Origin of the sequence: Petroclostridium sp. X23 (assembly GCF_030013905.1) — a bacterium.
In the GTDB taxonomy this organism is placed as follows: domain Bacteria; phylum Bacillota; class Clostridia; order SK-Y3; family SK-Y3; genus X23.
On the sequence record NZ_CP124862.1, the window covers coordinates 1333258 to 1358445 of the forward strand.

Sequence of the window (25188 nt, forward strand, 5' to 3'; positions counted from 1 at the left end):
GTATCGCTTTATGCAACAAAAGTTTTCTCATATCAGCTCACTTCATTGACTTTCACCAGTCACTGCTGTGAACGATGAACTAATTTCAAAGCGACAAAAAGTATCTTAACATAATCTCTTATGTCTGTCAACACCTTTTTTACGGAAGTTTTATCTACTCAAGCAGTGTAACTTTTCTGTGTCAATTTAGGCCTCGCCAATATTTTGATTTGATAGCTTTTAAACTATTCATTATTCATTATTCACTATTAACTAAATTAAGCTGCTGCCCGAACTCCTCCATTTTTTTATTAATCATGGCATGCCTCCCACTCTTCCTTTGCATAATTAACTACCGGATGTTTTATTTATTTAATTGCTCCCATCTTTCGGTGATTTTTTATTATTTCTTTAACGCAATTAAGGGTACATAAAATTTTTTATATCTTCTCCCCTGACGATCTACATAAACACCGGCTTCGTCAGGTACCATGACCGTTGCACGCTTGTTAATCCTATTAACAATACCCCTTACTGCCTGTCCTTCAAATTCAAATGTTACTGTGTCGCCGCCTTTAAAGCCATATTTCTCATTAGCAATCTCCCTTTCAGTAGGAAGGTGATGATAGCTATCCATATGTCCGAATATATTTTTTGCAATCATTTTAAATCTATCTTGTTTGCAGCTTGATGATTGAAACTCATAAAATTCAATTAAGTGGCATAATTCATGTTCAAAGACAATTTGGAGAGCTTCCAGTGCGTCATGTGTCTTAATCCCACTTACTACCTTATCCCTGCCTAGCGCATTGTACCGAAAAAAGAAGTTTACTCCTATCCTAATTTCATATGTCACATCCTCCGGTTTTAATTGAGCGATGCGTTTAGGAACAATGGTCTTACCTGCTGCCCTAGTCATTTTGGTTGATAATGAAAATATAAGTTTTCCTTTAAAATTACATGCAAAATACCCTTGCAGAAATGTCTTATCATATAAATCGAAAAGCAGCTTCAAATCTTCAGTGGACAGCTGGGTAATCGTTCCATCACCGATATCTGCTGCCCTTGATATAAACTGCTGTCGTACTATATCGCGCTTCTGTTTAATTTCTTTCTCCAAATAGTGGACATGCAGCATAATTTGTATCCTTTCTATAAATGTACCATATTCTATAGCATATTTATCACGTTTTATTATAATATAAGCAACTAGCTAAATTAATAATCGTTTTGAACTATTCTTCCCGGCAAATTTTCTATCTTAACATAGAGATTAGTACCTGAGGAATATTTAAAAGGGATGCTTTCTTTTCAACTGCCCCTATTTCATAAGCCACTTTTGGCATTCCGTAGATAACCGACGATTGTTCGTCCTGACCAATAGTTCTGGCACCCTTCCGTTTCATAGAGAGCAGCCCTCTTGCTCCATCATACCCCATTCCAGTCAAGATAATGCCTATCGCATTGCTGCCCGCTTCCTTTGCGACCGACTCAAATAATACATCAACCGAAGGGCAATGACCATTGACCTTATCTTCTTTAAACACTTCAACCTTATACCGATCTCCTATCTTTTTTATCCTCATATGCTGATCACCGGGAGCAATAAGCACCTTGCCTTGTTCTACATAATCCCCCGTCTGTGCCTCCTTCACTGTAAGCTGTATCTGATTATTGAGTCTCTCTGCAAACATTCCGGAAAAAACCGGTGGAATATGCTGCACGATTACTATGCCGGGTATTGTTGAAGGCAGGCATTTCAATATGCTGTATACTGCTTCCGTACCACCTGTAGAGGAGCCTATCGCAATGATTTTTCTTGTATCCATTGTACTGCTGGAATATATATTCCTTCCCAAAGCTATGTTGGACTGTGTAACCTTAGCCTGTGAAGCAATCTTGATCTTTACTATCAAATCATTTATAAATCGTTCAACACTCTGTGGTGATTGAACATGAGGTTTCGTTACAAAATCTACCGCACCTGCATTCATTGCATCAAATACCGCATCACTCACAGTACTTACAACGATAACAGGCAATGTGTATTGAGGAAGAAGCCTTCTAATAAATTCAATGCCATTCATTTTAGGCATTTCTACATCACAGGTCATTACATCGGGTTCAAATTCTAAAATCTTATCCCTTGCATCAAACGGGTCCACCGCTTTTGCGACCACTTCTATATATGGATCAGAAGAGATCCCTCTGGTTATCACTTCACGAAAAACCAAGCTATCATCAACCACTAATACTTTAATTTTTTTACCGCCCATACCATCACCCCACATCCTATTCCTTTCTGTATACGGCGGGCATTATATATTTAAATCTTGTAGTCTCTCTATTTAATGATTCCGAGTGTCCAATAAATAGGTAACCTCCGTATTCCATATGCTCATAGAACTTATTCACCAACTCTATCTTTGTTTTATTGTCAAAGTAAATCATCGCATTTCTGCAAAAAATAGTATGAAGCTTTCTTTTGAAAGGAAACACACTATCTATAAGGTTAAACTTTCTATATATCACTTCATTCCTAATTTTATCTATCAGAATAAAGTTTTCAGCATCATATTGTTTTAAGTACTTGTTTTTCCAGTGAGTAGGGAGAGGAGATATTCTCTCGTTGCAATATATTCCTTTTCGGGCTATGGTTAAAACCTTTTCAGATATATCGGTGGCTAATACCTTTGTGTCCCACCACAGTTTTTCCTTCCCGAAAAACTCATCCAAAATCATTGCCAACGTATAAGATTCTTCACCTGTAGAACAAGCTGCACACCAGATACGAAGGTCTTTATCCTTTATTATGCTTGCAAAATAAGGAAGAACCTTATCCCTAAAATAGTGAAAGTGATCTTCTTCCCGCATAAAAAAAGTATGGTTGGTAGTAATCTTATCTACCAAAGTAATTACTGCATTTCCACTTCTTTCAGACACAATATAATCATAATAGTCGGAAAAGTTCTTAAAACCTTCCTGCTGCAACACTGTATGAAGCCTACCTGTTACAAGCGCCTGCTTTTCCTTCTTCAAATGAATCCCGTAATTGGCCTTAATATAATCGGCTAACTGCCTGAATTCTTTTTCTGTGATTGTAACCATCTTCGTCACCTGCTTTATTTAAAGAGGAGAGAGCTGTTAAACTCCCTCCATTCTTGTTCAATATATTATAACCCTTGTTCTGTAGATAATCAAATTGAAAATGATAATATGCGAACTTATATCTTAGTATTTTCCAAACTCATTATCACTCAAAGCAATCTTTTTAGTGCTTGCAGCAGCTGCTTCCGAATAAATTTCTCTATCAGACGATTCTTTTTTCTTCATATTTATGTTATTAAGTATTTTTAATACTTCCGGACTAAGCTTTTCCAGTCCATTATAGGAAACTTCTGAGTGTTGGTTCTTTTTCAATTTGAACCTCGCAACCTGCTCTTTGAGCGTTTGAGCCTGGCTTGCAAGTTCTTCACTGGCAGCCGCACTTTCTTCAGAAGTAGCAGAGTTGGTTTGCACTACTTCGGATACCTGCATGATCCCCTGGTTCACTTGCGCAATCCCCAATGCCTGTTCATTGGAAGCTACAGCAATATCACTTACAAGACCAGCTACTTTTGTAACGCCATCAACAATCTTGTCGAGTGCACCAGCAGTTTCGTTAGCTATTTTTGTACCGCCTTCCACCTTCTTGATAGAGCCTTCGATCATATCAGTAGTTTCTTTTGCAGCATTGGCTGATCTTGCAGCAAGATTACGTACTTCCTCAGCTACTACCGCAAAACCTTTACCGTGCTGTCCTGCTCTTGCAGCTTCTACCGCAGCATTGAGAGCCAGTATATTGGTCTGGAATGCAATCTCATCGATGACTTTAATAATTTTAGAAATATTGCCGGATGAATCATTAATTTCATCCATCGCTTTAAGCATTTCCTTCATTTGACAATTGCCTTGCACCGCATTGAATTTAGCTGCTTCAGCAAATTCGTTTGCTTGGGTTGCATTCTCAGCATTGAGGTTAGTCTGTGAAGATATTTCCTCGAGTGAAGCAGTTAATTGCTCAATAGAACTCGCCTGTTCAGTTGCCCCTTGTGATAAAGCCATACTGGAATTTGATACTTGGCTTGCTCCTACTGCTACCTGCTCAGATGAAACACTTATGTTTGACATGACATCATTCAAATTATTGGTCATGTTTCTAAAAGCGTTAGCTAACATCCCCACTTCATCTTTAGTATTAATATCAACATTTACGTCTAAGTCTCCATTCGCAATTTTTTCTGCAACATCTAATATCTTCAATATAGGTTTGCTAATCATTCCTGCTATAACAAATCCTAACCCAAGTGCTATTGCAATACCTGTCACTATGATTATAATCATTGTAGCTGAGTTTGTTTTATAATCAGATTTATTCCTTTCATTCAAGTTGTTTGCTACCGTATTATTGATAGAAATCAGCTTATCTAGGCTTTCTGCTACCTTTAAATCATACTCATCAAAAGTAACACGCATCTGTCTGGCTTTTTCATAATTACCTTCTTTAATAACATCATACAATTCATTTCTAATCTTTCTGTACGGCTCTAACGAACTTATTAATTCTTCTAATCCCTTTTTTTCATCTTCTACTAGGTAAGTAGCTGCATATCTTTCTATAATTTCATTATCTTCTTTTGTTATTTGGTCTGCTTTAGCTATTCTTTCTGAAAGCTTCTGTGCATTTTCATCATAAACTAGTAAATATGTATTTGCTTTAGCACGGGCTAAGTTCTTCACTACTGCTCCTAAATCCGCAATAGGCACTAATCTATTATTATACATTTCACTTGTTCGATTATTAAGTACACTCATCTCATACATAGACACAATGCCAATTATACCTGAAATAAGTGCAATAATTATAAAACCCGTTAATAGCTTTGTCCTCAACTTTAGGTTTGCAAACCATTTCATCATTATTTCCTCCTTGATTATTATATAGTTATAATACTTCAGCTTCGTCTTTGTTTAAGAGTTCGTCACAATCTAAGATCTGTTTCACTTCACTACTAAATTTACAAATACTTCATATATATTTTCGTAGCAGCTTTGCTTCTCTCTGGAGGAATAACTATTCAGTGTCCACATCTCCTCCTTGGTTTGTTTCCTACTTTAAGGAGAGTCTGCCTTTTGTCACCGTTTGATTAATCATTACTATTTAGAAGTCCGCCAATATTTAGGATCAAGCTGATACTACCATCTCCAAGCAATGTACAGCCTGCAAGTCCTTGTATTTTTTTTGTATTCTTTATATAGTTTGGCAGTGTCTTTACCACTACTTGCTGCTGTCCCAACAGTTCGTCTGCAAAAATACAATAGGATTTTTCGTCTTGTTCTACCATAATAAGAATTCCCTCTGTAAAATGCGTAATTTCTGTCTTCACTTCGTAACGTTCATGCAAACGAAAAATAGGATAACACTGTCCTCTTACCATGATCATTTCATTGCCATCAGGATCGGTAATAATATCACTTTCCTTGGGCCTAAAGGATTCCTTTATACTTATGGTAGGGATGGTATACCGAGAATGCCCGACTTTCACATTCATTCCATCTATAATAGCTAGTGTAAGAGGGATCTTTAGAGTGATGGTTGTGCCCATGCCTTCCATGCTATCTACCGATACCGAACCACCCACTGTTTCTAAATTCTTTGTGACTACATCCATCCCCACTCCCCGGCCGGAAAATTCACTGATACTTTCTTTTGTTGAAAAGCCGGGAAGAAAGATAAGCGCATATATTTCTTTCTCTGTCATCTCATTCTCGGGTTTTGTAAGAAGTTCATTTTCTCTTGCCCTTTGCAATATCTTTTCTTTATTTAAACCTTTACCGTCATCTTTAACAATTACCAGCACATCACTTCCTGCATTTTTCGCTTCTAAAGTAATCGTACCAACTTTAGGCTTACCGATAGCTTTTCTATCCTCCATAGGCTCAACACCATGGTCAATTGCGTTTCTTATGAGGTGCATCAGTGGGTCGGAAATATGTTCAATAATATTTTTATCTACTTCCGTCTCTTCACCAACCAATTCCAAATGCACTTCTTTCCCTAACTTTTTACTCATATCCCGCACAATACGATGCATTTTATGAAATGTTGTAGATAACGGCACCATACGAATAGACATTACCATATCCTGAATCTCACTTGTAATCTTGTGGAGTTGTCGTGCGGCCTTTTGAAAATTCTCAAGATCCAGTCCTTTTAGGTCGGGGTTTTGTGTAACCATCGCTTCCGCAATGACCATTTCACCTACCAAATCCATAAGCTTGTCCAGTTTCGCTACATTCACACTGATAATACTTTGAGCAACTGCAGGTTGAATATCTTTTCCTGCTTGCGCTGCTTCTTTTATCTCATCTATCTGTGGAACTTTTACTTGTTTTTCGTGTACCACCATTTTTTTAGACGTATCAAATATTTTAAGTTCTTCATCGTTCTCAAGTTGAATGAACTCCAAATCTTTCAAAAATACAGTCTGCATAAAAAACGCATGCATTTCTTCATAGGATTTATCCACCTTCACATAGACTGTAAATCCCTGTTCCCTTATCACCTGGATATTATCATCATTTTCTATAATATCGGAAGGGAGAAAAAATACCTCTTCGGTCAACTCCTTGAGATTATGAATTACCGTATATGCTCTGATATTCTCCATCTCACAGCCTTCTTCAAAGAATATAGTGGCTTTGAAGATGTTCCTATGTTCTGGCGAAGCAGTTTTATCGGGAACAATGTAATAATGCTGCTGCACAGAAGGTGGTTTTTCAACATCCACCTCCGAAGGATTTTGCTGTTTAAGCAATGAAAGAAATTCTTCAATATTTCTGATAAGCATGGAGCAATCTCCATCTGTGTTATCCCCTGCTTTAATCTTTTGAAGCTCAACCTTTATAAAATCTACACCTTCCAGTACCAAGTCGGAAAGCATAGAGCAATCCACGCTTTGCGGCTTCCGTTCTCGTAGATAGTAGAATAAATCTTCAATAGAATGGGCAAGGGTGGAGATATTGTTAAACAGCATCATTGCAGATGAGCCCTTTATGGTATGCATAATACGGAAAATTTCATTGATTGCATTTTGAGAATAGCTGCTTGTTTTTTCACTAGAAAGGATAGATGCTTCAAGCTGCTCTATATTTTGAGAAGTCTCAAAAATGTATATGTCAAGCATTGATTCGTTAGAGTATCCTTCGGACAACCTCGCCGCCCCCTTAAAATTTATTTGTTATTTATATTAATGTAACTACACTATAATATCATTCAGGTATAAGACACAACTTCTGCATGACTTGTACTAACTTTTCAGTATCTATCGGCTTAGAAGCATATGCTTCGCACCCGTAGTCAAAAGCTGTATGTACAAGATCTGCTTCTGCGAGAGCCGTAGTCATTATGATTTTAGCACGTTTCTCAGGAAGAATAAATTTCTGTATCTCTAAGTCTCTGATTGCCTTCAGCACCTTTACACCGTCTATTTTAGGCATCATAATATCTAAGCAGATCAGGTCATAGGGCTTTTTGTCCCTCATGGAAACCATGTATGCATCTATCGCTTCCAATCCATCAACCACTATATCACACTCTCCATATTGTGATAAAAATTTGCTTAAAAACTTTCTGCTCACCAAATCGTCTTCTGCTATTAATATTTTTAGCATACTGAACCCTCCTATAAGTTTAATGACTTTTTATAAGTCTCAAATTCGTGCTTGATTTGCATTGAAATTTCTACCGCTTCTTTAAAGTTCCCTCGTCTTGCAGCCAGTTCCATCTTAAATGCAGTACCTTTCACATCTTCTGCATCCATCTGATTTAGCAGTCCTTTTATTTTATGGGCAATTATCTCAATCTGATCTAAATCGTTGTTTGCTAATACGGCTGCAAGCTTTCTAATTTCACCATCAATCTCATTTACTATGGGAGATAGTTCCTCATGCGGTCTTACTTTCACTTCATTTATAAAGATAAGTTCTCCGTTCTCATCTATGCGCGGTATTTCACTAAAATCCGGCTCGTACTGCCTATTCGCTGTTACCTCATCAATGATTGCAAACAAATTTTCCATTTTAACAGGCTTAGATATATATTCATCCATCCCCAAGTCCATAAACCGTTCTCTATCCCCCAAGAGTGCAAAGGCAGTCAGTGCGATAATGGGTGTGTGCTTGGCTGCGCCTTCATGCTTACGTATTATTTTTGCCGCTTCAATACCATCCATTACAGGCATTTGAATATCCATAAGAATGATATCATATTGTTTGTTGTCATGAGCATGAACAGCTTCAAGACCATTGCTTACAACATCCACATTATGTGCTATATCCCTCAGCATGCGTGAAAGAACGATCTGGTTTACCTGATCATCTTCTACCAATAGGATATCCAATAGTTTTTTTGCTCTATCCTCTCTATGCTTAATATTTGTTGCAGGCTTCCTTTCCGGCTTTTTCCCAATTTTAAAAGGAATAGTAAAATAGAAGGTACTTCCTTGGCCTACCTTGCTTTCAACCCATATCTGTCCGCCCATCATCTCTACAAGCTGCTTGCTGATTACAAGGCCCAAACCTGTACCGCCAAACTTACGGGTATATGACCCGTCTATCTGGCTAAAACTCTTAAACAGCCTCCCCAAGTTTTCGGCAGAAATACCGATACCGGTATCAGAAACCGAAAACTTGAGCTCAATACATTCTTCCGATATATTGGTTCTCCTCACTTCTATAAATATCTCACCAGCTTGGGTAAACTTCAGGGCATTACTGATTAAATTATTGAGTATTTGCTGCAGCCTGTTGGGGTCTCCAACCAAATACAACGGAATATTGGAAGAAAATGCATATATCAGTTCCAACCCTTTTTCATCAGCACATAGCGAATAAACCTTGGTTATATCACCTACGAGTTTCTTGATATTAAAGTTAATATTCTCAATCGCCAATTTGCCTGCTTCCATTTTGGAGAAATCCAATATATCATTGATAATATTTAATAGTGCATTGGCACAGCTTTTGGCAGTGGTCAAATTATCTCTTTGCTCATTATTCAAGTCTGTGAGCATGGTTAAATCAATCATGCCCACAATACCGTTTATAGGAGTACGGATTTCATGGCTCATATTAGCTAAAAACTCACTTTTTGCTCTATTGGCCACTTCCGCTTGCTCTTTTGCTCTTATTAATTCCAATTCATCCATTTTCCTATCATGAATGTCTGTAAGAATAACCGCAAAGTGATAAGGTTCCGGGCTGTAGATTGCCACCGAGCACCATCTTCCTGCGATATCAGAATAATATGTTTCTATATATTCGCTTTGTCCTGTCATAGCAACTCTAAAATAGTATGTTAACTCAACGCTTTCTTTTTGCTGTATAAAAATATCGCTAAACCGTCTGCCGATCAGCTCTTCTTTTTTTCGCCCAATATACTTTTCAAAAGCGCTATTAACTTGTATAAATTCAAAATCAATAGGCTTTTTATCTCCATCCAATATGACCTTATGATAAGAAAACGCATTGTGCATGTTCATAAATAAAGAGTGATATCTTTCCTGGCTTTCCAGCAACATTTTTTCCGCTTGCTTGCGTTCAGTGATGTCCCTTATAATGCTTAAAAGTACCTGACTGCCTTCAAGTGTTACTCCTACAGAGCTAACTTCTACAGGAAAAGTACTGCCATCCTTGCAATAATGAAGTGTCTCAAAGAAAACGCCCGTAGTATAAGCTTTTTCCATTTGTTCTTTCATTGCTTGAACATCTTTTCTTATATTTGAAATATTCATTTTCAGAAATTCGATGCGGGAATAACCATAAGCTGTAACTGCAGCTTCATTTGCATCAATAATACTACCATCCTGCCTTATAAACATGATCATATCTCTTGCATTTTCAAACAGTGCCTGATACCTATTCAAAACTTCCGCATGAACTTTTCTATCAGTGATATCATCCATTACTACCATCACATGGCTCTCACCAACGATGATAATAGGAATATAGTTAATTTTATACCATCGAGAAACTTCCTGTCCAGCGATAAGGAATGTATGTCTATTGACTATATCGTTGCAGGGGATACCTGATTGAAAAACCTCTGCTATTGACTTTCTTACATCACAAAGATAGCACTTTTCCCCTTTCCCGCACCCTTTTTCAAAACTTTTGAAACAACGCACCCCATCCCCAAACCGACGCCCGATTACAACGGAAGATTCAACCATTAACATATCCAACAGGGCTTTATTGACTTGCTTAATCATCATTTTATTATCAATAATAAGCATGCTCACGGGGGCAGAGTGAAAAATTGCTTGAAGATTATCCCGTTCTATCCGGATGTCATTTTCCATTTGCTTAATTCCATGAATATCACGGAATACGATAACAATGCCGCTTATGTTCCCATCTGTTTCTTGAATAGGAGAGCAGCTTGCTGAAATATATTTTTTGCTTCCATCCTTTTTTATCAGTGTTGAATGGTTTTGAAGTCCCACCGCGCTTCCAGCCTCCAAAGCCAATTCTATCGGACTTTGCAGGTACTCTCCGGTATTTGCATTGACAATAGGAAATATCTCTTCAAATTTTTTCCCGCAAGCTTCCCTCACTTCCCATCCTGTTATTTCCTCTGCAGAATGATTCATGTAAATAATATCACTATTGTTCCCGGTTACAATGACGCCATCACCGATACACGCTAATGTCGCTGCTAGAAATTCGGCTGTTTTTCCCGGTATCAAGTTGTTAGCCATATCTCAACCACCTTTAGCTTGCGCCTTTACTGTTATTGAATATTCTGTAAATTTGTTAGTTCATCTTCTACTATATTCACATCTCCTTTCTTTTTTTCGTATGCTATTTGGTGGACTACCTGCCCTTGGATACAATTTAAACTAAATACTGAAGGTATCAAGTAGCGTACTTACTGCCTGGATCACTTTTTCATGAAGGGAAAATTCAAAGTTCTCTAATCTCCATCTGAGGCATATACCTCTGCAGGTAGAGGTAATGATATCCGCCAAACTTTCGCTATCTATATTTCTACTAATTTCCCCTGCTTCCTGAGCCTCTTCAATCAGATCTTTCATAAATCCCAGACGGGTAAAAAATATGCTTTTTGCCTTCTCTCCCAGTTCAGGAATGCCTTGAAGCACATCATAGACTTGCAGAAGAGCTGTAATCGCGGGGTAATTTTGGTAGTAAATCATATATGAATTAATATAAAACAGAATTGCTTCTTTAGGATTTGATTTTTTATTTTTAGCCGTATAATACATATCATTGTCATACAAACACAAATGCTCCAGCACCGCCAGAAGAAGGGCACTTTTTTTAGGAAAATGTTTAAAGATCGTTCCTTCCGAAACCCCTAATCTTTTGGCAATTTCTTTTGTAGAAACCGAATGTATACCATATTCGTGTATCAAATCTATTGCATTCAAGATAATATTCTCTCTTCTATGCGCCGCATTAACATCCATATATTTACACCTACTTAAGTTGCAACATATTATTATGGAAAAATTATATATCCGTTTTAATTATTTGTCAATATTTATCTCTTTTGGTCGATTCCACTCAAAACTACAAAAGAAGCTCCTTCCTGGAATTGAATATTAATTACTTCCCAAAAGGAGCTGTTTACACTTTATAGCAGACGGTTATTATACAATATCACCCTTCATATGGTCTTGAGCACGGTGCTTCAACTTACACTTAATGATCCTACCTTCCAATTGTTTATCACCTGGTACAATCACCCTAATATAGTTGCCTGTCAGTCCTTCATAGTATCCATTCATGTCCTTCACCTGTTGCTCAATTAGCACATCCATTTCTTTATGAATAAAGTTCTGATAAAATTTTTGTTCATTCTTTGCGGACAGTGCCATCATAGCCTTGCTTCTTCTTTCTTTTTCTTCAGGAGAAACCTGGCCCGGATAGGACACTGCAGGTGTTCCCTTCCTTGGGGAGTATTTGAAAACATGCACCTTGCTAAATCCTATTTGATCTACAAACTGTCGAGATTTCTCAAATTCTTCTTCTGTCTCTCCCGGAAATCCTACCATCACATCGGTTGTGACGGCTGCATGCGGAAAATGCGTTCTTAACCGTTGCACAACACGAGCATAATCTTCAGTATTATATTTTCTGTTCATTCTTCTAAGTGTTTCATCACAGCCACTTTGCAGTGAGATATGATAGTGAGGACACAGCTTGAGCAAATCTACCGCAGCATTTACAAATTCTTCAGACAAGGTCATAGGTTCTATGGAACTCAATCTTAGCCGCTGTATACCTTCTATCTTATGAACCCTTTGGATAATATCAATAAGATTTGTATTCTTTAAATCCTTACCGTAAGATGCAACGTGTATTCCTGCAAATACGATTTCTTTAAAGCCATTGTGCGCTAACTGCTGCACTTCTTCTACGATATCTTCCGGTTTTCTGCTGCGTACCGGTCCCCGGGCATACGGAATGATGCAGTAAGAACAAAACTGGTTACATCCTTCCTGAATCTTTAGAAACGCCCTTGTCCGCTCTTTATATGCGGTCACCTTCATATCTTCAAATTCTCTATTATTCATTATGTCTTCAACAGCATTAATCTGTTGTTCACGTTCTTCCAACTCATTGATAAATTCAACGATTTTCGCCCTGTCCTTTGTACCGATAATTAGATTAACACCTTCTATTTTACTTACTTCTTCAGCTGCTGTTTGCGCGTAGCACCCCACCACCGCAACAATAGAATGCGCATTGAGCTTTTTTGCTCTTCGGATCATTTGCCGTGATTTTCTATCTCCAAGATTAGTGACCGTACAAGTATTTATTACATACACATCCGCATACTGATCAAAATCTGTTGTTTCAAATCCTGCTGCCTCAAACAGTTCAGTCATTGCTTCAGTCTCATATTGATTAACCTTGCATCCCAAGGTGTAAAATGCCACTTTCTTCATTGTTTTACCTCTCATTTGTTTAATAGTATTTACTATATGTAGTATAGTTAATTATTTCAATTGTATTAAAATTTTATGAATTTAGCAATACATGATTGACTATTAACTTTTTAGAATGTATGATTAAGAAAGATAATATTTTCCAATAATAAATATAATATACTCTGTAAGGAGGGTTTGTTATGAAAGCTTTTAACATTATGCTGCATTCTATTAATGATGTAAAAAACTTCGTAAATGTTGTAAACAGGTATGATTTTGATGTAGATCTTACATCAGGAAGATATGTAGTTGACGCTAAGTCCATTATGGGTATTTTTAGTCTTGATTTAAGCAAGCCCATCAAGGTAGAAGTCCATGATGATGATTGTGAATCATTCTTAGAAAACATTAAACCATTTATCGTTGAATAAGATGATATAACAGCAAAAGCTCGAATGGGTCCATTCGAGCTTTTGCTGTTTATTAATAAGTTATAATTTTTTTACCTGCAGCTTTATCTGCATCTAGTTGGTCTTTATTTTTTTCAGGAATACATATGGTTTCCGGGTCTCCATCACTGATATACCTCATATTCGGATTTTTATCAAAAAACTCAAGATAGTAATACATATCATGTTCCTTGCCTTCGCCGGCTCTAACCCTCAGCATTTTTTGAGGATTAAAACTGTTATGCGCAGGAGGTGGTGAAGGTTTCCAACCTACAAGCAGTATTGAATCATTTTTATACTCGGTTCCCTCATATTGACCTTTGACGATATAATCAAAAGTAGTATTCGAGTACGCGCCAAAGGGCAGTGCAAGCGTATTTTGTTTATAATCCGGAAAATATTCCCGCATCTTTTTCACATGGCTTCCTATCACCTTCTGTATCGTAGCCGCATCCGACTTTGCAAGATTAGTATGCCCAAAGGTATGGTTTCCGATATCCAGACCTAAGTCCAGTAGAAACTGCAACCGTTCTTTTTCAGTACCTTTGCTTCCTGCAAAAGCTGTTTCATTAATATAAAAGGTTCCTTCCAGCCCGAAATCAGGATGCTCTTTTTGGAAATCCATCATAATTCCAACCGCACTTTGAGGATCAACCACCAGCTTGTCATCTTGTTCTATCAAATTGAACTCACTAGCCGGTCCATCATCGAAAGTAAATACGATAGGGGTCATCCCGGCAGGAACATCGATATTGTTATTCACAAAATCATCTATACTGATTAAACGATAACCTTTATGATAAAGATTGTCCAAGTCTTTTCTAAAATTCTCAAAAGTCCTTGTAAATTCCTGCTCCTTTTCACCAAAATAATGGTACATCACAACCATCACTTCGCCCATTTCATTAGGTTTTACTTTTTCATAATCTATTTTTTCAGTCTCTTGCTTCTCAGTTTCTTTCTTTTGTTCGAGTGTTTGTTCTACGGTTTGATCTGACTGTTTTTCAATGTCGTTACTTGATTGGTCATCCTGCTGCGGTTGTTCGACTTTTGGTGCTTGGGGCGCAGGGGGCGTTGATTGTTTGGCTGAACATGCCGATATAAAGATCGCAATAGCCAGCATGATTGTTAATACCGTTAATTTTTTATAAGGCAAGATTTCCACTCCTATATTATATATTTATTTTTCTTTGCCGGAATAACCTGAACTTTATCTATTGAGCCATCTCTCATACTGTATATCCTTAGTGTAACTCCGTCCATCGCAACAGTTGCTCTTTCCGATAGTTTTTTTCCTGCTTCCCTTAACTCATTTGCTATTACACCCGCAACTGTATTACCCAACCCTTCGGGAATGTTAACAGATGCTATAAGATTTGCTTGCTTTATTGTAGTAGCACCTCCAATTACATAGCCTTCTTCTTGTGTAAAACTGGATGTATAAAGGAATTTTTTTATACCAAATAAAATCCCAATGGCTATAATCCCAAGTAATAAGTCTACGCTGGTAGAATGGTCTACAACAAGCTTTCTTGCGATTGCAAACAACAAAACCTCAATAGCACTACCCGGTGTGTGCTTTGCAAGCATTTTTACAAACTCTACACCAATGATTAGTTGCAATGCATAACCGAGAAAATCTTCATATTGAAACTCTACGGTATTCGAGTAAATATTTTGTATCAAATATGCCAAGTCCTTTACAAGATTGATTGATACAACTACTATTCCCAATAATATTAAAACTGAAATATAAATCTCTATATAGCTCGAGAACGTCGAAACTTTCGCTCGCAAATACTGTTTTAACATTCTATCGCCTCCTCCTTACTTTTATGTCAACTTTATTATATCTGATAGATTTAAATACTGTCTATAAAAATTACAAAAAATTTTATTATGTTAATAATTTTTCAAGCAATTTTTCTCACTTGAATAAATTTCATACTAAATTAATTATGCCTCTAATATCTTTTAAAACTGAGTAAGGGTCGCTTTATAGTAGTTTTTCTTATAATTTATCCATAATACTGTTGTACTAAAATATTATTTTTGAGAAAAACTAATATTGCACCAAATAAATTTTTGTGGAGTGAATATAATGGCTGATGATATTTTTCGAAACAAAAAAGACTTTGCACGGCAAGAATTTTCCACCGAAATAGACCAAGGTTTTATGCGGCCTCATGTTAGTCCACGAGAAGCAAAGTCGCAAAAAGCGCAATATCAAAGCGGCGGAGGCCCAGGGTTCAGAAAAGATGTAAAAATAGCGATGGAATATAAAGAAACCCATAAAAGCGCACATGGTCAATGCAGGCATAATCATGATAAACATAGGTCCGACAGGTTTGAGTAACTAAGAATTTAAAAATTTTCCAATAATCCCTGAGATGTGCTCAGGGATTATTCATTTCTTTTTTCTTTCCATGCGGGCACACTTTAACACATATTCCACATACCGAGCCTCTTCCTATATGTTGAAATTTATTTTTCATATATTGACTGCAAGCATGAGCATCTACAATATGCTCACGTCCCTTTTCATGATGCCATTCATTCCCTCGGATTGCCATTGCAGGACAGGATACGGTACATAGAATGCAATCACCGCAGCTCATTTTTTTATCTCCTGAATCCACAGGAAGTACCATATCGGTAAGTATCGTCCCCAATCTTACTCTAGGCCCAAATTCATGGGTAACAAGCAACCCGCTTTTTCCAACCCATCCCATGCCTGATAGAACGGCTGCAGTTTTATGAGGAAAGATACCTGCATACTGTTCTGATACATTTTTGACCGTTTGAGAAGCAGGAACCGCGATATAGTTATATCCCCAATTCTGAATAAACAATCCTGCCTTTAGAGTGATATGATCTATCAGGCTATTTACGGTACGGTAATGATGAAAATAGGTATACGTGGGCATGTCCTCCATCTCGTCAATGATTCTATCAGATAACCTTACTGCAATTGAAACAGCATAGGGCAGGTCGTTATATTTTTCATTAACATAACCGCTCACATCTGCAAACGCTACTGTTGATGCGCCCCATTCCACAAGCTTACTTCTTAATATTTCTATTCTATCCATTGTTTCACCTTCCGTTTTTAAGTGATTATTCAAATTTATTATATCACAAAAGATAATTTACTGTTATTTCCATAACTTTTATGCTATAATAGCTATGGGTGATGAAAATGTTAGAAAATAATCTTAATGATATAACTGTAAACAAACTTATTTTGCTATTTATTTTAAATAAGGTAAACCTACCTCTTACAAATACTCAGATTACTGAAATCATAATGAAGGACTCTATCATGAACTATTTTGTCCTGCAACAGTATCTTTCGGAACTGGTGAATATTGGACAAATCAAAGCTATCACAGAAGATGACAAACAGCTTTATGAAATCACTTCTGAAGGTTCAGTAACCTTAAGTTATTTTGAAAGCCGAATTCCATTCAGTACCAAAGAAAAAATCCAGTTGGCTATTGTTCAGAAAACAAAAGAATTCAAAAGGTCAGCGGAAGTAACAAGCAACTATATACCAATTAATCAAAAAGAATATATGGTAGAATGTAAAATTGTTGAACAGAATACGTCATTGATTGAGCTAAAGCTTACTGTTGGAACAAAAGAAGAAGCTAAGAATATGTGTTTACAGTGGAAGATTCATTCGCAAAAAATCTACACTGATATTATCTCTACTCTTACTTCATCCAACACATCAAAAAAAGATAATAAAACATCAGAAAGCCTGTGACAAAATTTATACACAGGCTTTCTAGTTGAACAACAGATTTGCAATTCTTTTATTTTCTTCTGCTACTTTTAATCCCCGGGCTTTGGCTTCTTTTAAAAGATTTAAATACTCATGCCTCGCGAATTCGAATCTAAGCTTTGCTACTTTCACTTTTCCATAGTCATCCACAACATCATTTAAATACACCTGAGACAACTTACACTCCTTTATCGACCTATCCAATCGAAAAAGCAATTGCTCATCCGTCAAGATATTATCCACCATGTATCCCCTCCTTTTCTTCATTAGATACTATTTATTATATGCATTAACTATCTACTATTAATACAAATTTATTAAATACTTTCCAACTACATTTCTACATACACATAAGTATGATACATTCAAGATAAATACAAAAAAACTTCGTTATCGGCAACGAAGTTTGTGGAGCGGGTGATGGGAATCGAACCCACGCGATCAGCTTGGAAGGCTGAGATTCTACCATTGAACTACACCCGCAAATAAAAACTGGAGCGGAAGACGAGATTCGAACTCGCGACGTTCACCTTGGCAAGGTGACGCTCTACCACTGAGCCACTCCCGCTTATTTGGTGCGGGCGAAAGGACTTGAACCTTCACGTCGGGGACACTAGATCCTAAGTCTAGCGCGTCTGCCAATTCCGCCACGCCCGCATCTTTTAGTTTGTTTCGCCGCTCTCTCTAGCGACAAAGACTATTATACAGGGTTCGTCCTCTATTGTCAACATGTTTTTTAATTTTTTTTTAGGAAATACATGTATATTATTTTAGTGAATATTATCCTATGCTCTGTTTCTATGTAAACTCTCTTCTAATTGCTTTTTTTCAGTAGGTATCCTCCGCGCAAATAATGCTTATCTCCAGTTTTCATCATTAATGTGCTGCCGTTTACAATATTAAAATAGCTTTTTCCATAACTCTCTGTAAAAACACCAGGCAAGCTGCTGTTAACATACTGCTGACTGCCGAGGTCATAGCTTTTATTTATCCAAGCTTTGAGATAATGTCCGTCTTTTGTGTTTTTTATCGTAATACTGTCTATATTAGGCATATCTTTAATAGCACCCGAGTCACTGCTTAATTGCCCTTGATATACGCTGCTGTCGGCATATGCTACAATATCTCTCCATCCGTAATTAACAGTCTGAATCCCATAATACCGCTCAATCGCAATATCTTTTAGAGCCTCTATTTCGACGTCAATATTTATTTGACCATTTACTATTAGATAGTGCACGGTTTCTTTTAACACGTATTTTTCATTTTCTGGTAAATCTTTTGTATTATAACCTTCAATAAGATTTACTACTTTGATTTCTGCCGTTTCGCAGAACTTTTCTTTGTTTGCTTGCAAAGGTTCTCCATCTGCAACTACTTCATATTGTGCGGTCCTAGCCGTAGGCCTTCCGGTACCATCACCGTTATATCCGTGCCATCCGCCTGTAAAATTAGGCGTTTTATTGGGTTTTGCCATATCTTTTACGACATATGGGGATGTCCAGTCGGTACAACTTAAGCTTAGTATCTTGGCGGTTTTGCTTAAAGACGTTCTTATGGTGCTCTGATCATTAGGTGCCAAATAAATATTGCCAATACCTAAAATACTATTTACACCGCCACGTTCAAAATCTAACCACATATCGTAGCCTTCTGAATACTTATGGATAATTTGGACTTTGTTTTCAAAATGCTTAATATACTGTAACTGCCTATCCGTCTCATTGGTATCGGATTGTGCGAAAACCGGCTGTATACATAAAGATATTATACATATTATAGTTAAATATATCATTCTAATGGAATTCTTTATCATACGTTCGCCTCATTCTTTTAATTAGAAATATGAAAAATACAAAACCTAAATACACATGAACTCTTGGCCCTATGAATATTACAATGTTCTATTCTTCATAAATACTATAAAATCCTGCAAGTAAAAATACAAAATATTATAAATTCCGACACCTCAATGCTATGTTTAACTATCTATAAGAAACCAGAAAGATAAATAACTTGGTATATATATGTGAGTCGTGATATAATCAATCTCATATAAATTGTTAATGTGATAAATACTAAATCTATAAAACCAATAATAATAGAACCAAAGGAGATATATATGTCTACTTCATTTGATACTTTAGAGCTAAATGCCCGTCTGATTAAAGGACTAGAAATGCAGCAAATTACCCAGCCTACAGATATCCAATATAAGGCCATACCATTAGCATTAGAAAATAAAGATATTATCGGTCAATCTCATACGGGAAGCGGAAAAACACTTGCTTATCTGATTCCGTTATTTGAGAAAATAGATACAGGAAAGCGTGAAATGCAGGCTATTATACTCACTCCAACCCATGAACTGGCACTGCAAATTGACCGCCAGATTAAACTCTTGTCCGAAAACGCTAAAATCCCGGTAACTTCTATTGCTATTATCGGACAAGTAAATATCAAAAAGCAAATTGAAAAACTGCGGGAGAAACCTCATATCATCGTAGGGTCAACAGGACGAATTTTTGAGTTAATAAAATTAAGAAAGATTAATGCTCATACCGTTAAAACCATTGTCATTGACGAAGGGGATAAACTTTTGGATGAAAACAACCTGACCGGTGTAAAGGATGTTATCAAGACAACCATGCGAGACCGGCAGTTAATGATGTTTTCAGCGACACTAAATCAGAACACACTAAATACGGCAATGGAATTAATGAAAAACCCGGAAGTTTTGAAGGTCGCAGACGTTCACCCGATGAGTCAAACCATTACTCATATGTACATCGTCGCTGAGCAGAGAGATAAAATTGAAATTTTAAGAAAATTAGTGGCTTCTATCAAGCCTGAAAAAGCCATTGTATTTGTTAATAAAAGTGATTTGATTGAAATTACAAGCGCTAAGCTTCAGTATCATCATATTGCTGCTTCCGCCATTTATGGTACTGCAACAAAAGAAGAAAGACGGCAGGCCCTGCAAGGATTGCGCAGTGGTAAAATTCAGCTTCTGGTAGCCTCGGATTTGGCTGCCCGTGGATTGGATATTGAAGGTGTCACGCACATCTTTAACCTGGATTTGCCGGAAGACTCCAAAGAATACCTACATAGGGTTGGCAGAACCGGAAGAATGGGAAAATCCGGAACAGCTATTTCCATTGTAACCAAGAAAGAAATACAATGGATCAAAAAGTATGAAAAAGACTTTAAAATAAATGTTGAGGAAAAAGTAATATTCAAAGGAGTTATCCAATATCCTTTCAAACGAAAATTTCCCTAAATGTTCGTTATAGGTAACTATCCCTTAGTGTTACAGCTCTGTTACCGTATACAAAATATACCTCTTGGTGATTATGCATAATATTATATGCGCGTATTTGTAGAATTTGTCTAAATAACAGATTAACAAATGACTAAAGCTGTTGTATAATAAATGTATAAACATTAAAGGAGGTGAAAGAACATGAGAGATTTTCTTGGAATGGTTGTATTATTCGGAGTTGGTGCATTAATCATATTTGCCGAAGTTTATACTTACTTTGCTTAATATTCATGATCAATATTAAGCTTTTCTTAGATATTCGTTTCACTTTATATAGATGAATAGACTTCACTTTTGATAATGAAGTCTATTTTTATTGAAAGAAGCGTATTCTGCTTCCGACGAGCCAAAAGCCCCCGGTTCTCCATGAGCATTATGTAAAGTCTAGTTTCGTATAATATACAAATTAACGATTTATACTCTAAATCTCTGAACCATATTATTAAGTTTTTCTGCAAGCTCAGCCTGACTTTGTGCTAACTTCGCAACCTCTTCCACTGCAATTGTTGTTTCGTTGATACCGCTTAAGATACCTTCCGAACTTGCTGCCGATTCCTCTGCTGTTGCTGATACATTTTGCATAGCCGCTGCAACTTGTACTATTATTTCAGCCATTGTTCTGGTTGATGCAGCAATATCTTGGGACATATCATTAATGAACTGAGCATCTTTTTCATACTGCATTCCTGTTTGTAAAAGTAACTGGTAGTCAGGTTTTACATTGTCTTCTATAAATCTTAACACTTCCTGCGCATTTTCTGATAAGTTGTTAAAGGCCTGCTTAACCTGTCCGACAATATTTGTTATACTAGATACCGTTGCCGTTGATTGCTCGGCAAGTTTACGAATTTCTTCAGCTACTACTGAAAACCCTTTGCCGTGCTCTCCTGCTCTTGCCGCTTCTATCGCAGCATTTAGCGCAAGTAAATTTGTCTGTGAAGCGATATTTCCAATCGTTTGAGCCATTACTTGGACCTGTTCTACTACTTTACCATCTGCAATGGCCCTTATGATTTTAGCGTGCTTTTCTTCGTAGATGGCATTTGCCGTTTCAATGGATTTTTTTCCCTTTTCTTTAATCTCGTTGGCACGGCCCGCTATTTCTTTTGCTGAAGCACTTCCACTATCGGCTTTACTTTCAAGTTCATTGATTGTAGCATGAATTTCTTCAGTTGATGCACTCACTTCTTCTGTTGTGGCACTTAATTCTTGTGCCCCTTTTGATATTTCAGTGGTAGATTCGTTGATATTCTCCATCGTTGAGGCAATTTCTTCTATTGTTGCAGACAACTCTTCACTTGACGCACTGATATCCGTTGAGCCTGTAATAATCTCAGATAACAAATTCCTGGTATTCTCAATCGCTCTATTTAACGCTATTCCAAGATTACCTAGTTCGTCTTTACCAAAAATAGTAAGCCTCTGCGTTAAATCTCCATCTCCGAATGCACCCGCAAATTTAACAATATTATCCAGTCTCTTGGAAATATGAAAGGATATGAGTAATCCTAATGCTATAGCTATACATAGAGCTAGAATACTAATACCTAACATAATATTAACTGCAAAAGTATATGTATCCCTATTTGTTTTATTCGCAGCGCTCGCTTTGTCTATATTATAACTCAATAATTTGTCTAAAGATACAAACATCCTATCTCGTATTTCTGACACTTGAGGAAAGATCTCCTCTGCTTCATGGTATTTGGCTTCTTTTACGAGCGCCACAATCTGGACACGGACAGTTCTATAGTCTTCTAAATCTTTTTTAAACTGCTTATAAATATCGTGATCTTGGTCAGTTAAACCTAACTTTTCAAAGTTCTGAAGATCTTTATCATTTTCACTGATCATTTGATTCATTTTCTGCTCAATTTTTTCAATTTCACTCCTATTTTGCTGACGAAGGAGAATTAAAATATTTGCACGAATCTCTAAAACTCGTTCCTTAACAGAATGAATTTTCTGTAAAGACATTAAATTATTATCATACATAAGAACAGCATTAGAATTTATTATTCCCATACCTTTAATTCCAATAAAACCGACAATCCCAATAAATATCGAAACAAAAAGAAAAGATGTTACAAGTTTATGTACTATTTTTAAATTATTAACCCATTTCATGATATATACCTCCACTGTCAAACGTGTCCCTTTCCGTGATAATCACCAGTCCTGGTTTCTTTAATTTCCAGAACAAATGAATCGTTAAGCCTCTCGGCTCTGCCCACACCTAACTTTTATTAATACTTGCCAAACTCCTTGTCACTCAGCGCAATCTTTTGCTTTGAAGCTGCAGCCTCTTTGAACGATTCTATCATAGGGCTTGAACTATTCTTTTTCTTTTCCGTCATGCCTTCAAGCATTCTTAATACTTCCGGACTTAGTTCATCCAACTCTCTGTAAGATTTGTCATTTTGCTTCAATTTAAACTTATCGACCATTTCTTTTAAGAGTCCAGCCTGGCTTGAAAGCTCTTCACTTGCGGCAGCACTTTCTTCTGACGTTGCCGAGTTAGCCTGCACAACCTCTGATACCTGCATAATTCCTTGATTAATTTGTTCGATACCTGCTGCTTGTTCATTAGAAGCAACAGTAATATCACTTACAAGATTGGCTACCTGTTCAATACCATTTACAATCTTGTTAAGAGCTTCAGCAGTTTCTTTTGCAATCCTTGTACCACCTTCAGCCTTCTTTATAGAACCTTCAATCATATCCGTTGTCTCTTTTGCTGCATTTGCTGAACGCGCAGCAAGATTTCTCACTTCTTCCGCTACTACCGCAAAGCCTTTTCCATGCTGACCAGCTCTTGCAGCTTCAACTGCAGCGTTTAACGCAAGAATATTGGTCTGAAATGCAATTTCATCAATAACTTTTATAATCTTAGAAATATTTGCAGAAGACTCATTAATTTCTTCCATGGCATTAACCATTTCCTTCATTTGAATATTACCCTGTACAGCATTGGACTTGGAATTTTCCGCCAGTTGGTTTGCCTGGTTGGCATTTTCTGCATTCAGCTTCGTCTGTGATGATATTTCTTCAAGAGAAGCGGTCAACTCTTCGATTGAGCTTGCCTGCTCCGTAGCTCCCTGTGAAAGGGCAATGCTTGAATCTGATACCTGTTTAGAACCTGCTGCTACCTGTTCTGAAGCAGAAGCGATATTAGTTAAAATTTCATTGTTCTTCTCTACCATTTCAGATAGCTTTTTACCAAGAAGGTCATTTTCTGATCTTATATCAACCTCCACAGTCAAATCACCGGCAGCTATCCTTTCTGCCGCCATAGCCTGTCCGCGGATATTTTCAATCATTCTGCCAAAGGATTCTGCAAGGCTGCCAATTTCATCCTTGGCATCTTCTTCAACATTTACATTAACATCACCAACCGCAAGCTTATCGGCAGCTTCAACCATTTTATTTATCGGCTTGCTTATAATACGGGATATAAAGATACCCAGTACAACGGCTATAACTATACCTATGATTACCGCAATAACCATTGTTGCTGTAGCTGTATTAGCAGCAGCTGTATTAGTATCGGAACTTTGTTTAGCCAGATCCGTCTTCAATTTCATCAGGTCATCTGTCGCTTTCTGGACCGCATCTGCTATCTGCGCAGCTCGGCTGCCAGCCATAAGATTATATGCTTCATCCATTTGATTTGACTGAACACGATTTATCACATCATCACGGAACTGGTTAAAATCGCTTATGGATTTGGATAATATATCGAAACTTTCACGCACACTGGAATCTTTCATTCCAGCTTCAAAATTCATCATACTCTCAGATATAATATTGTCAAAATTCTTGAATTCATTTAAAGTGTCCTGTCTTTTCCTGATATCCTTTTCTATATATAGGTCTCTTAACGCCACTCGTTCCCTCTGGTAAGTCCTGGCTATATTCGCTAACTCAGGCATTGTTGCAGTATGCCTTTCATACATATCAGTGTCTAAAATACTTATTTTCTGTATATTTATAACACCTATTATTCCTACCACTCCTGCAATTATAGCTACAATAATAAAGCCTAGTATCAGCTTCGCGGCAATTTTCAAATTATAAAACCATTTCATATTCTAATTCCTCCAACTCATAATATTTATATCTAGTTTTTTATACTACCTCGCTCAGACCTTCCAATTCATCTTCCGTTAGCAGCTTTGCACAGTCAAGCAGCAGCTTTACATCATTTCCAATCTTTCCGATGCTTTTTATGTACCTATTGTTAAAGCCCTTATTGATCTGCGGCGGCTCTACAATATCTTGTTCAGGAATTGAAAGTACTTCCGCAACACTGTCTACAATGAGCCCTATAGATACATCCTTAATATCAATTACAATCACACAGGTCCTGTCGTTATATTCCCTTGATTCTTTTTTGAAACGAAGCCTGATATCCATTACAGGGATTATTTTACCTCTCAGGTTGATAATCCCTTTCACATACTCAGGTAGTTCCGGTATTTCTGTTATAGCCTGGATACCTATGATTTCTGTCACATACTTGATTTCGATGCCATAACTTTCTTTACCCAGTGAGAAGATTAAAAATCTTCCTTTTTGGGTATCTTCCTCCATTTCCTCCATGTTTTCAATTGTTTCAGACATATGTTCATCCCCTTTCCTTTAATAATGATTTAG

Annotated in this window: 21 protein-coding genes and 3 tRNA genes; 4 read left to right on the forward strand and 20 right to left on the reverse strand. The window is 37.0% G+C overall.

Going from position 1 to position 25188, the window contains the following annotated elements; all coding sequences use genetic code 11:
• Nucleotides 1-382: 382 nt before the first annotated feature.
• From QKW49_RS06505 to mtaB, 9 genes are all read right to left on the reverse strand, one after another.
• On the reverse strand, nucleotides 383-1099 hold the full coding sequence (locus QKW49_RS06505) for a hypothetical protein (RefSeq protein ID WP_282866738.1): 717 nt from the start codon (nucleotides 1097-1099) through the stop codon (nucleotides 383-385).
• 136 nt (nucleotides 1100-1235) lie between these two features.
• Nucleotides 1236-2255: a chemotaxis response regulator protein-glutamate methylesterase gene (locus tag QKW49_RS06510; protein ID WP_282866739.1), complete on the reverse strand. Its 1020-nt coding sequence runs from the start codon at nucleotides 2253-2255 to the stop codon at nucleotides 1236-1238.
• A gap of 16 nt (nucleotides 2256-2271) precedes the next feature.
• The gene (locus QKW49_RS06515; protein WP_282866740.1) at nucleotides 2272-3087 is read right to left on the reverse strand and encodes a protein-glutamate O-methyltransferase CheR; all 816 of its coding nucleotides are present in this window, start codon (nucleotides 3085-3087) and stop codon (nucleotides 2272-2274) included.
• Between the two features lie 123 nt (nucleotides 3088-3210).
• On the reverse strand, nucleotides 3211-4938 hold the full coding sequence (locus QKW49_RS06520; protein ID WP_349239088.1) for a methyl-accepting chemotaxis protein: 1728 nt from the start codon (nucleotides 4936-4938) through the stop codon (nucleotides 3211-3213).
• Nucleotides 4939-5165: 227 nt separating this feature from the next.
• On the reverse strand, nucleotides 5166-7232 hold the full coding sequence (locus QKW49_RS06525; RefSeq protein ID WP_282866741.1) for a chemotaxis protein CheA: 2067 nt from the start codon (nucleotides 7230-7232) through the stop codon (nucleotides 5166-5168).
• A 58-nt stretch (nucleotides 7233-7290) separates the two neighbouring features.
• Nucleotides 7291-7692, reverse strand: a complete 402-nt coding sequence (locus tag QKW49_RS06530; protein ID WP_282866742.1) for a response regulator — start codon at nucleotides 7690-7692, stop codon at nucleotides 7291-7293.
• Nucleotides 7693-7703: 11 nt separating this feature from the next.
• Nucleotides 7704-10778: a PAS domain S-box protein gene (locus QKW49_RS06535; RefSeq protein ID WP_282866743.1), complete on the reverse strand. Its 3075-nt coding sequence runs from the start codon at nucleotides 10776-10778 to the stop codon at nucleotides 7704-7706.
• A gap of 141 nt (nucleotides 10779-10919) precedes the next feature.
• Nucleotides 10920-11507: a TetR/AcrR family transcriptional regulator gene (locus QKW49_RS06540; RefSeq protein ID WP_282866744.1), complete on the reverse strand. Its 588-nt coding sequence runs from the start codon at nucleotides 11505-11507 to the stop codon at nucleotides 10920-10922.
• A 183-nt stretch (nucleotides 11508-11690) separates the two neighbouring features.
• On the reverse strand, nucleotides 11691-12992 hold the full coding sequence (gene mtaB / locus QKW49_RS06545) for a tRNA (N(6)-L-threonylcarbamoyladenosine(37)-C(2))-methylthiotransferase MtaB (RefSeq protein WP_282866745.1): 1302 nt from the start codon (nucleotides 12990-12992) through the stop codon (nucleotides 11691-11693).
• A 182-nt stretch (nucleotides 12993-13174) separates the two neighbouring features.
• Between mtaB and QKW49_RS06550 the strand changes: the two genes are divergently transcribed.
• On the forward strand, nucleotides 13175-13405 hold the full coding sequence (locus tag QKW49_RS06550; protein WP_282866746.1) for an HPr family phosphocarrier protein: 231 nt from the start codon (nucleotides 13175-13177) through the stop codon (nucleotides 13403-13405).
• Nucleotides 13406-13457: 52 nt separating this feature from the next.
• Here the strand turns inward: QKW49_RS06550 and QKW49_RS06555 are convergent, their stop codons facing one another.
• A complete protein-coding gene (locus tag QKW49_RS06555; RefSeq protein ID WP_282866747.1) occupies nucleotides 13458-14579 on the reverse strand; it encodes a polysaccharide deacetylase family protein in 1122 nt (373 codons plus the stop codon).
• Nucleotides 14580-14590: 11 nt separating this feature from the next.
• Nucleotides 14591-15235: a transporter associated domain-containing protein gene (locus QKW49_RS06560; protein WP_282866749.1), complete on the reverse strand. Its 645-nt coding sequence runs from the start codon at nucleotides 15233-15235 to the stop codon at nucleotides 14591-14593.
• Nucleotides 15236-15524: 289 nt separating this feature from the next.
• Here QKW49_RS06560 and QKW49_RS06565 point away from each other — a divergent pair, with 289 nt between their 5' ends.
• On the forward strand, nucleotides 15525-15779 hold the full coding sequence (locus tag QKW49_RS06565) for a hypothetical protein (protein ID WP_282866750.1): 255 nt from the start codon (nucleotides 15525-15527) through the stop codon (nucleotides 15777-15779).
• A gap of 40 nt (nucleotides 15780-15819) precedes the next feature.
• On the opposite strand, the gene QKW49_RS06570 is transcribed toward QKW49_RS06565, so the two are convergent.
• The gene (locus QKW49_RS06570) at nucleotides 15820-16515 is read right to left on the reverse strand and encodes a 4Fe-4S double cluster binding domain-containing protein (RefSeq protein WP_282866751.1); all 696 of its coding nucleotides are present in this window, start codon (nucleotides 16513-16515) and stop codon (nucleotides 15820-15822) included.
• A 107-nt stretch (nucleotides 16516-16622) separates the two neighbouring features.
• Here QKW49_RS06570 and QKW49_RS06575 point away from each other — a divergent pair, with 107 nt between their 5' ends.
• A complete protein-coding gene (locus tag QKW49_RS06575; protein ID WP_282866752.1) occupies nucleotides 16623-17192 on the forward strand; it encodes a DUF4364 family protein in 570 nt (189 codons plus the stop codon).
• A gap of 21 nt (nucleotides 17193-17213) precedes the next feature.
• Here the strand turns inward: QKW49_RS06575 and QKW49_RS06580 are convergent, their stop codons facing one another.
• From QKW49_RS06580 to QKW49_RS06600, 5 genes are all read right to left on the reverse strand, one after another.
• Entirely contained in the window at nucleotides 17214-17477 is a 264-nt protein-coding gene (locus tag QKW49_RS06580; RefSeq protein ID WP_282866753.1) for a DUF2508 family protein, read from the reverse strand.
• A 142-nt stretch (nucleotides 17478-17619) separates the two neighbouring features.
• A tRNA-Gly gene (locus QKW49_RS06585) sits at nucleotides 17620-17693 on the reverse strand.
• Nucleotides 17694-17703: 10 nt separating this feature from the next.
• Nucleotides 17704-17778 (reverse strand) — tRNA-Gly (locus QKW49_RS06590).
• Nucleotides 17779-17783: 5 nt separating this feature from the next.
• A tRNA-Leu gene (locus QKW49_RS06595) sits at nucleotides 17784-17867 on the reverse strand.
• Between the two features lie 157 nt (nucleotides 17868-18024).
• Complete coding sequence (locus QKW49_RS06600; RefSeq protein WP_282866754.1) at nucleotides 18025-19026, reverse strand: hypothetical protein; 1002 nt, start codon at nucleotides 19024-19026, stop codon at nucleotides 18025-18027.
• A gap of 306 nt (nucleotides 19027-19332) precedes the next feature.
• On the opposite strand from QKW49_RS06600, the gene QKW49_RS06605 reads away from it, so the two are divergent.
• On the forward strand, nucleotides 19333-20490 hold the full coding sequence (locus QKW49_RS06605; protein WP_282866755.1) for a DEAD/DEAH box helicase: 1158 nt from the start codon (nucleotides 19333-19335) through the stop codon (nucleotides 20488-20490).
• 456 nt (nucleotides 20491-20946) lie between these two features.
• Here the strand turns inward: QKW49_RS06605 and QKW49_RS06610 are convergent, their stop codons facing one another.
• The 3 genes from QKW49_RS06610 to QKW49_RS06620 form a co-directional block, all read right to left on the reverse strand.
• Nucleotides 20947-22659 carry a methyl-accepting chemotaxis protein gene (locus QKW49_RS06610; RefSeq protein ID WP_282866756.1) on the reverse strand — a complete coding sequence of 571 codons (1713 nt, stop codon included), beginning with the start codon at nucleotides 22657-22659 and terminating at the stop codon, nucleotides 20947-20949.
• Nucleotides 22660-22778: 119 nt separating this feature from the next.
• A complete protein-coding gene (locus QKW49_RS06615; RefSeq protein WP_282866757.1) occupies nucleotides 22779-24620 on the reverse strand; it encodes a methyl-accepting chemotaxis protein in 1842 nt (613 codons plus the stop codon).
• 40 nt (nucleotides 24621-24660) lie between these two features.
• Nucleotides 24661-25155: a chemotaxis protein CheW gene (locus QKW49_RS06620; protein WP_282866758.1), complete on the reverse strand. Its 495-nt coding sequence runs from the start codon at nucleotides 25153-25155 to the stop codon at nucleotides 24661-24663.
• Nucleotides 25156-25188 lie beyond the last annotated feature (33 nt).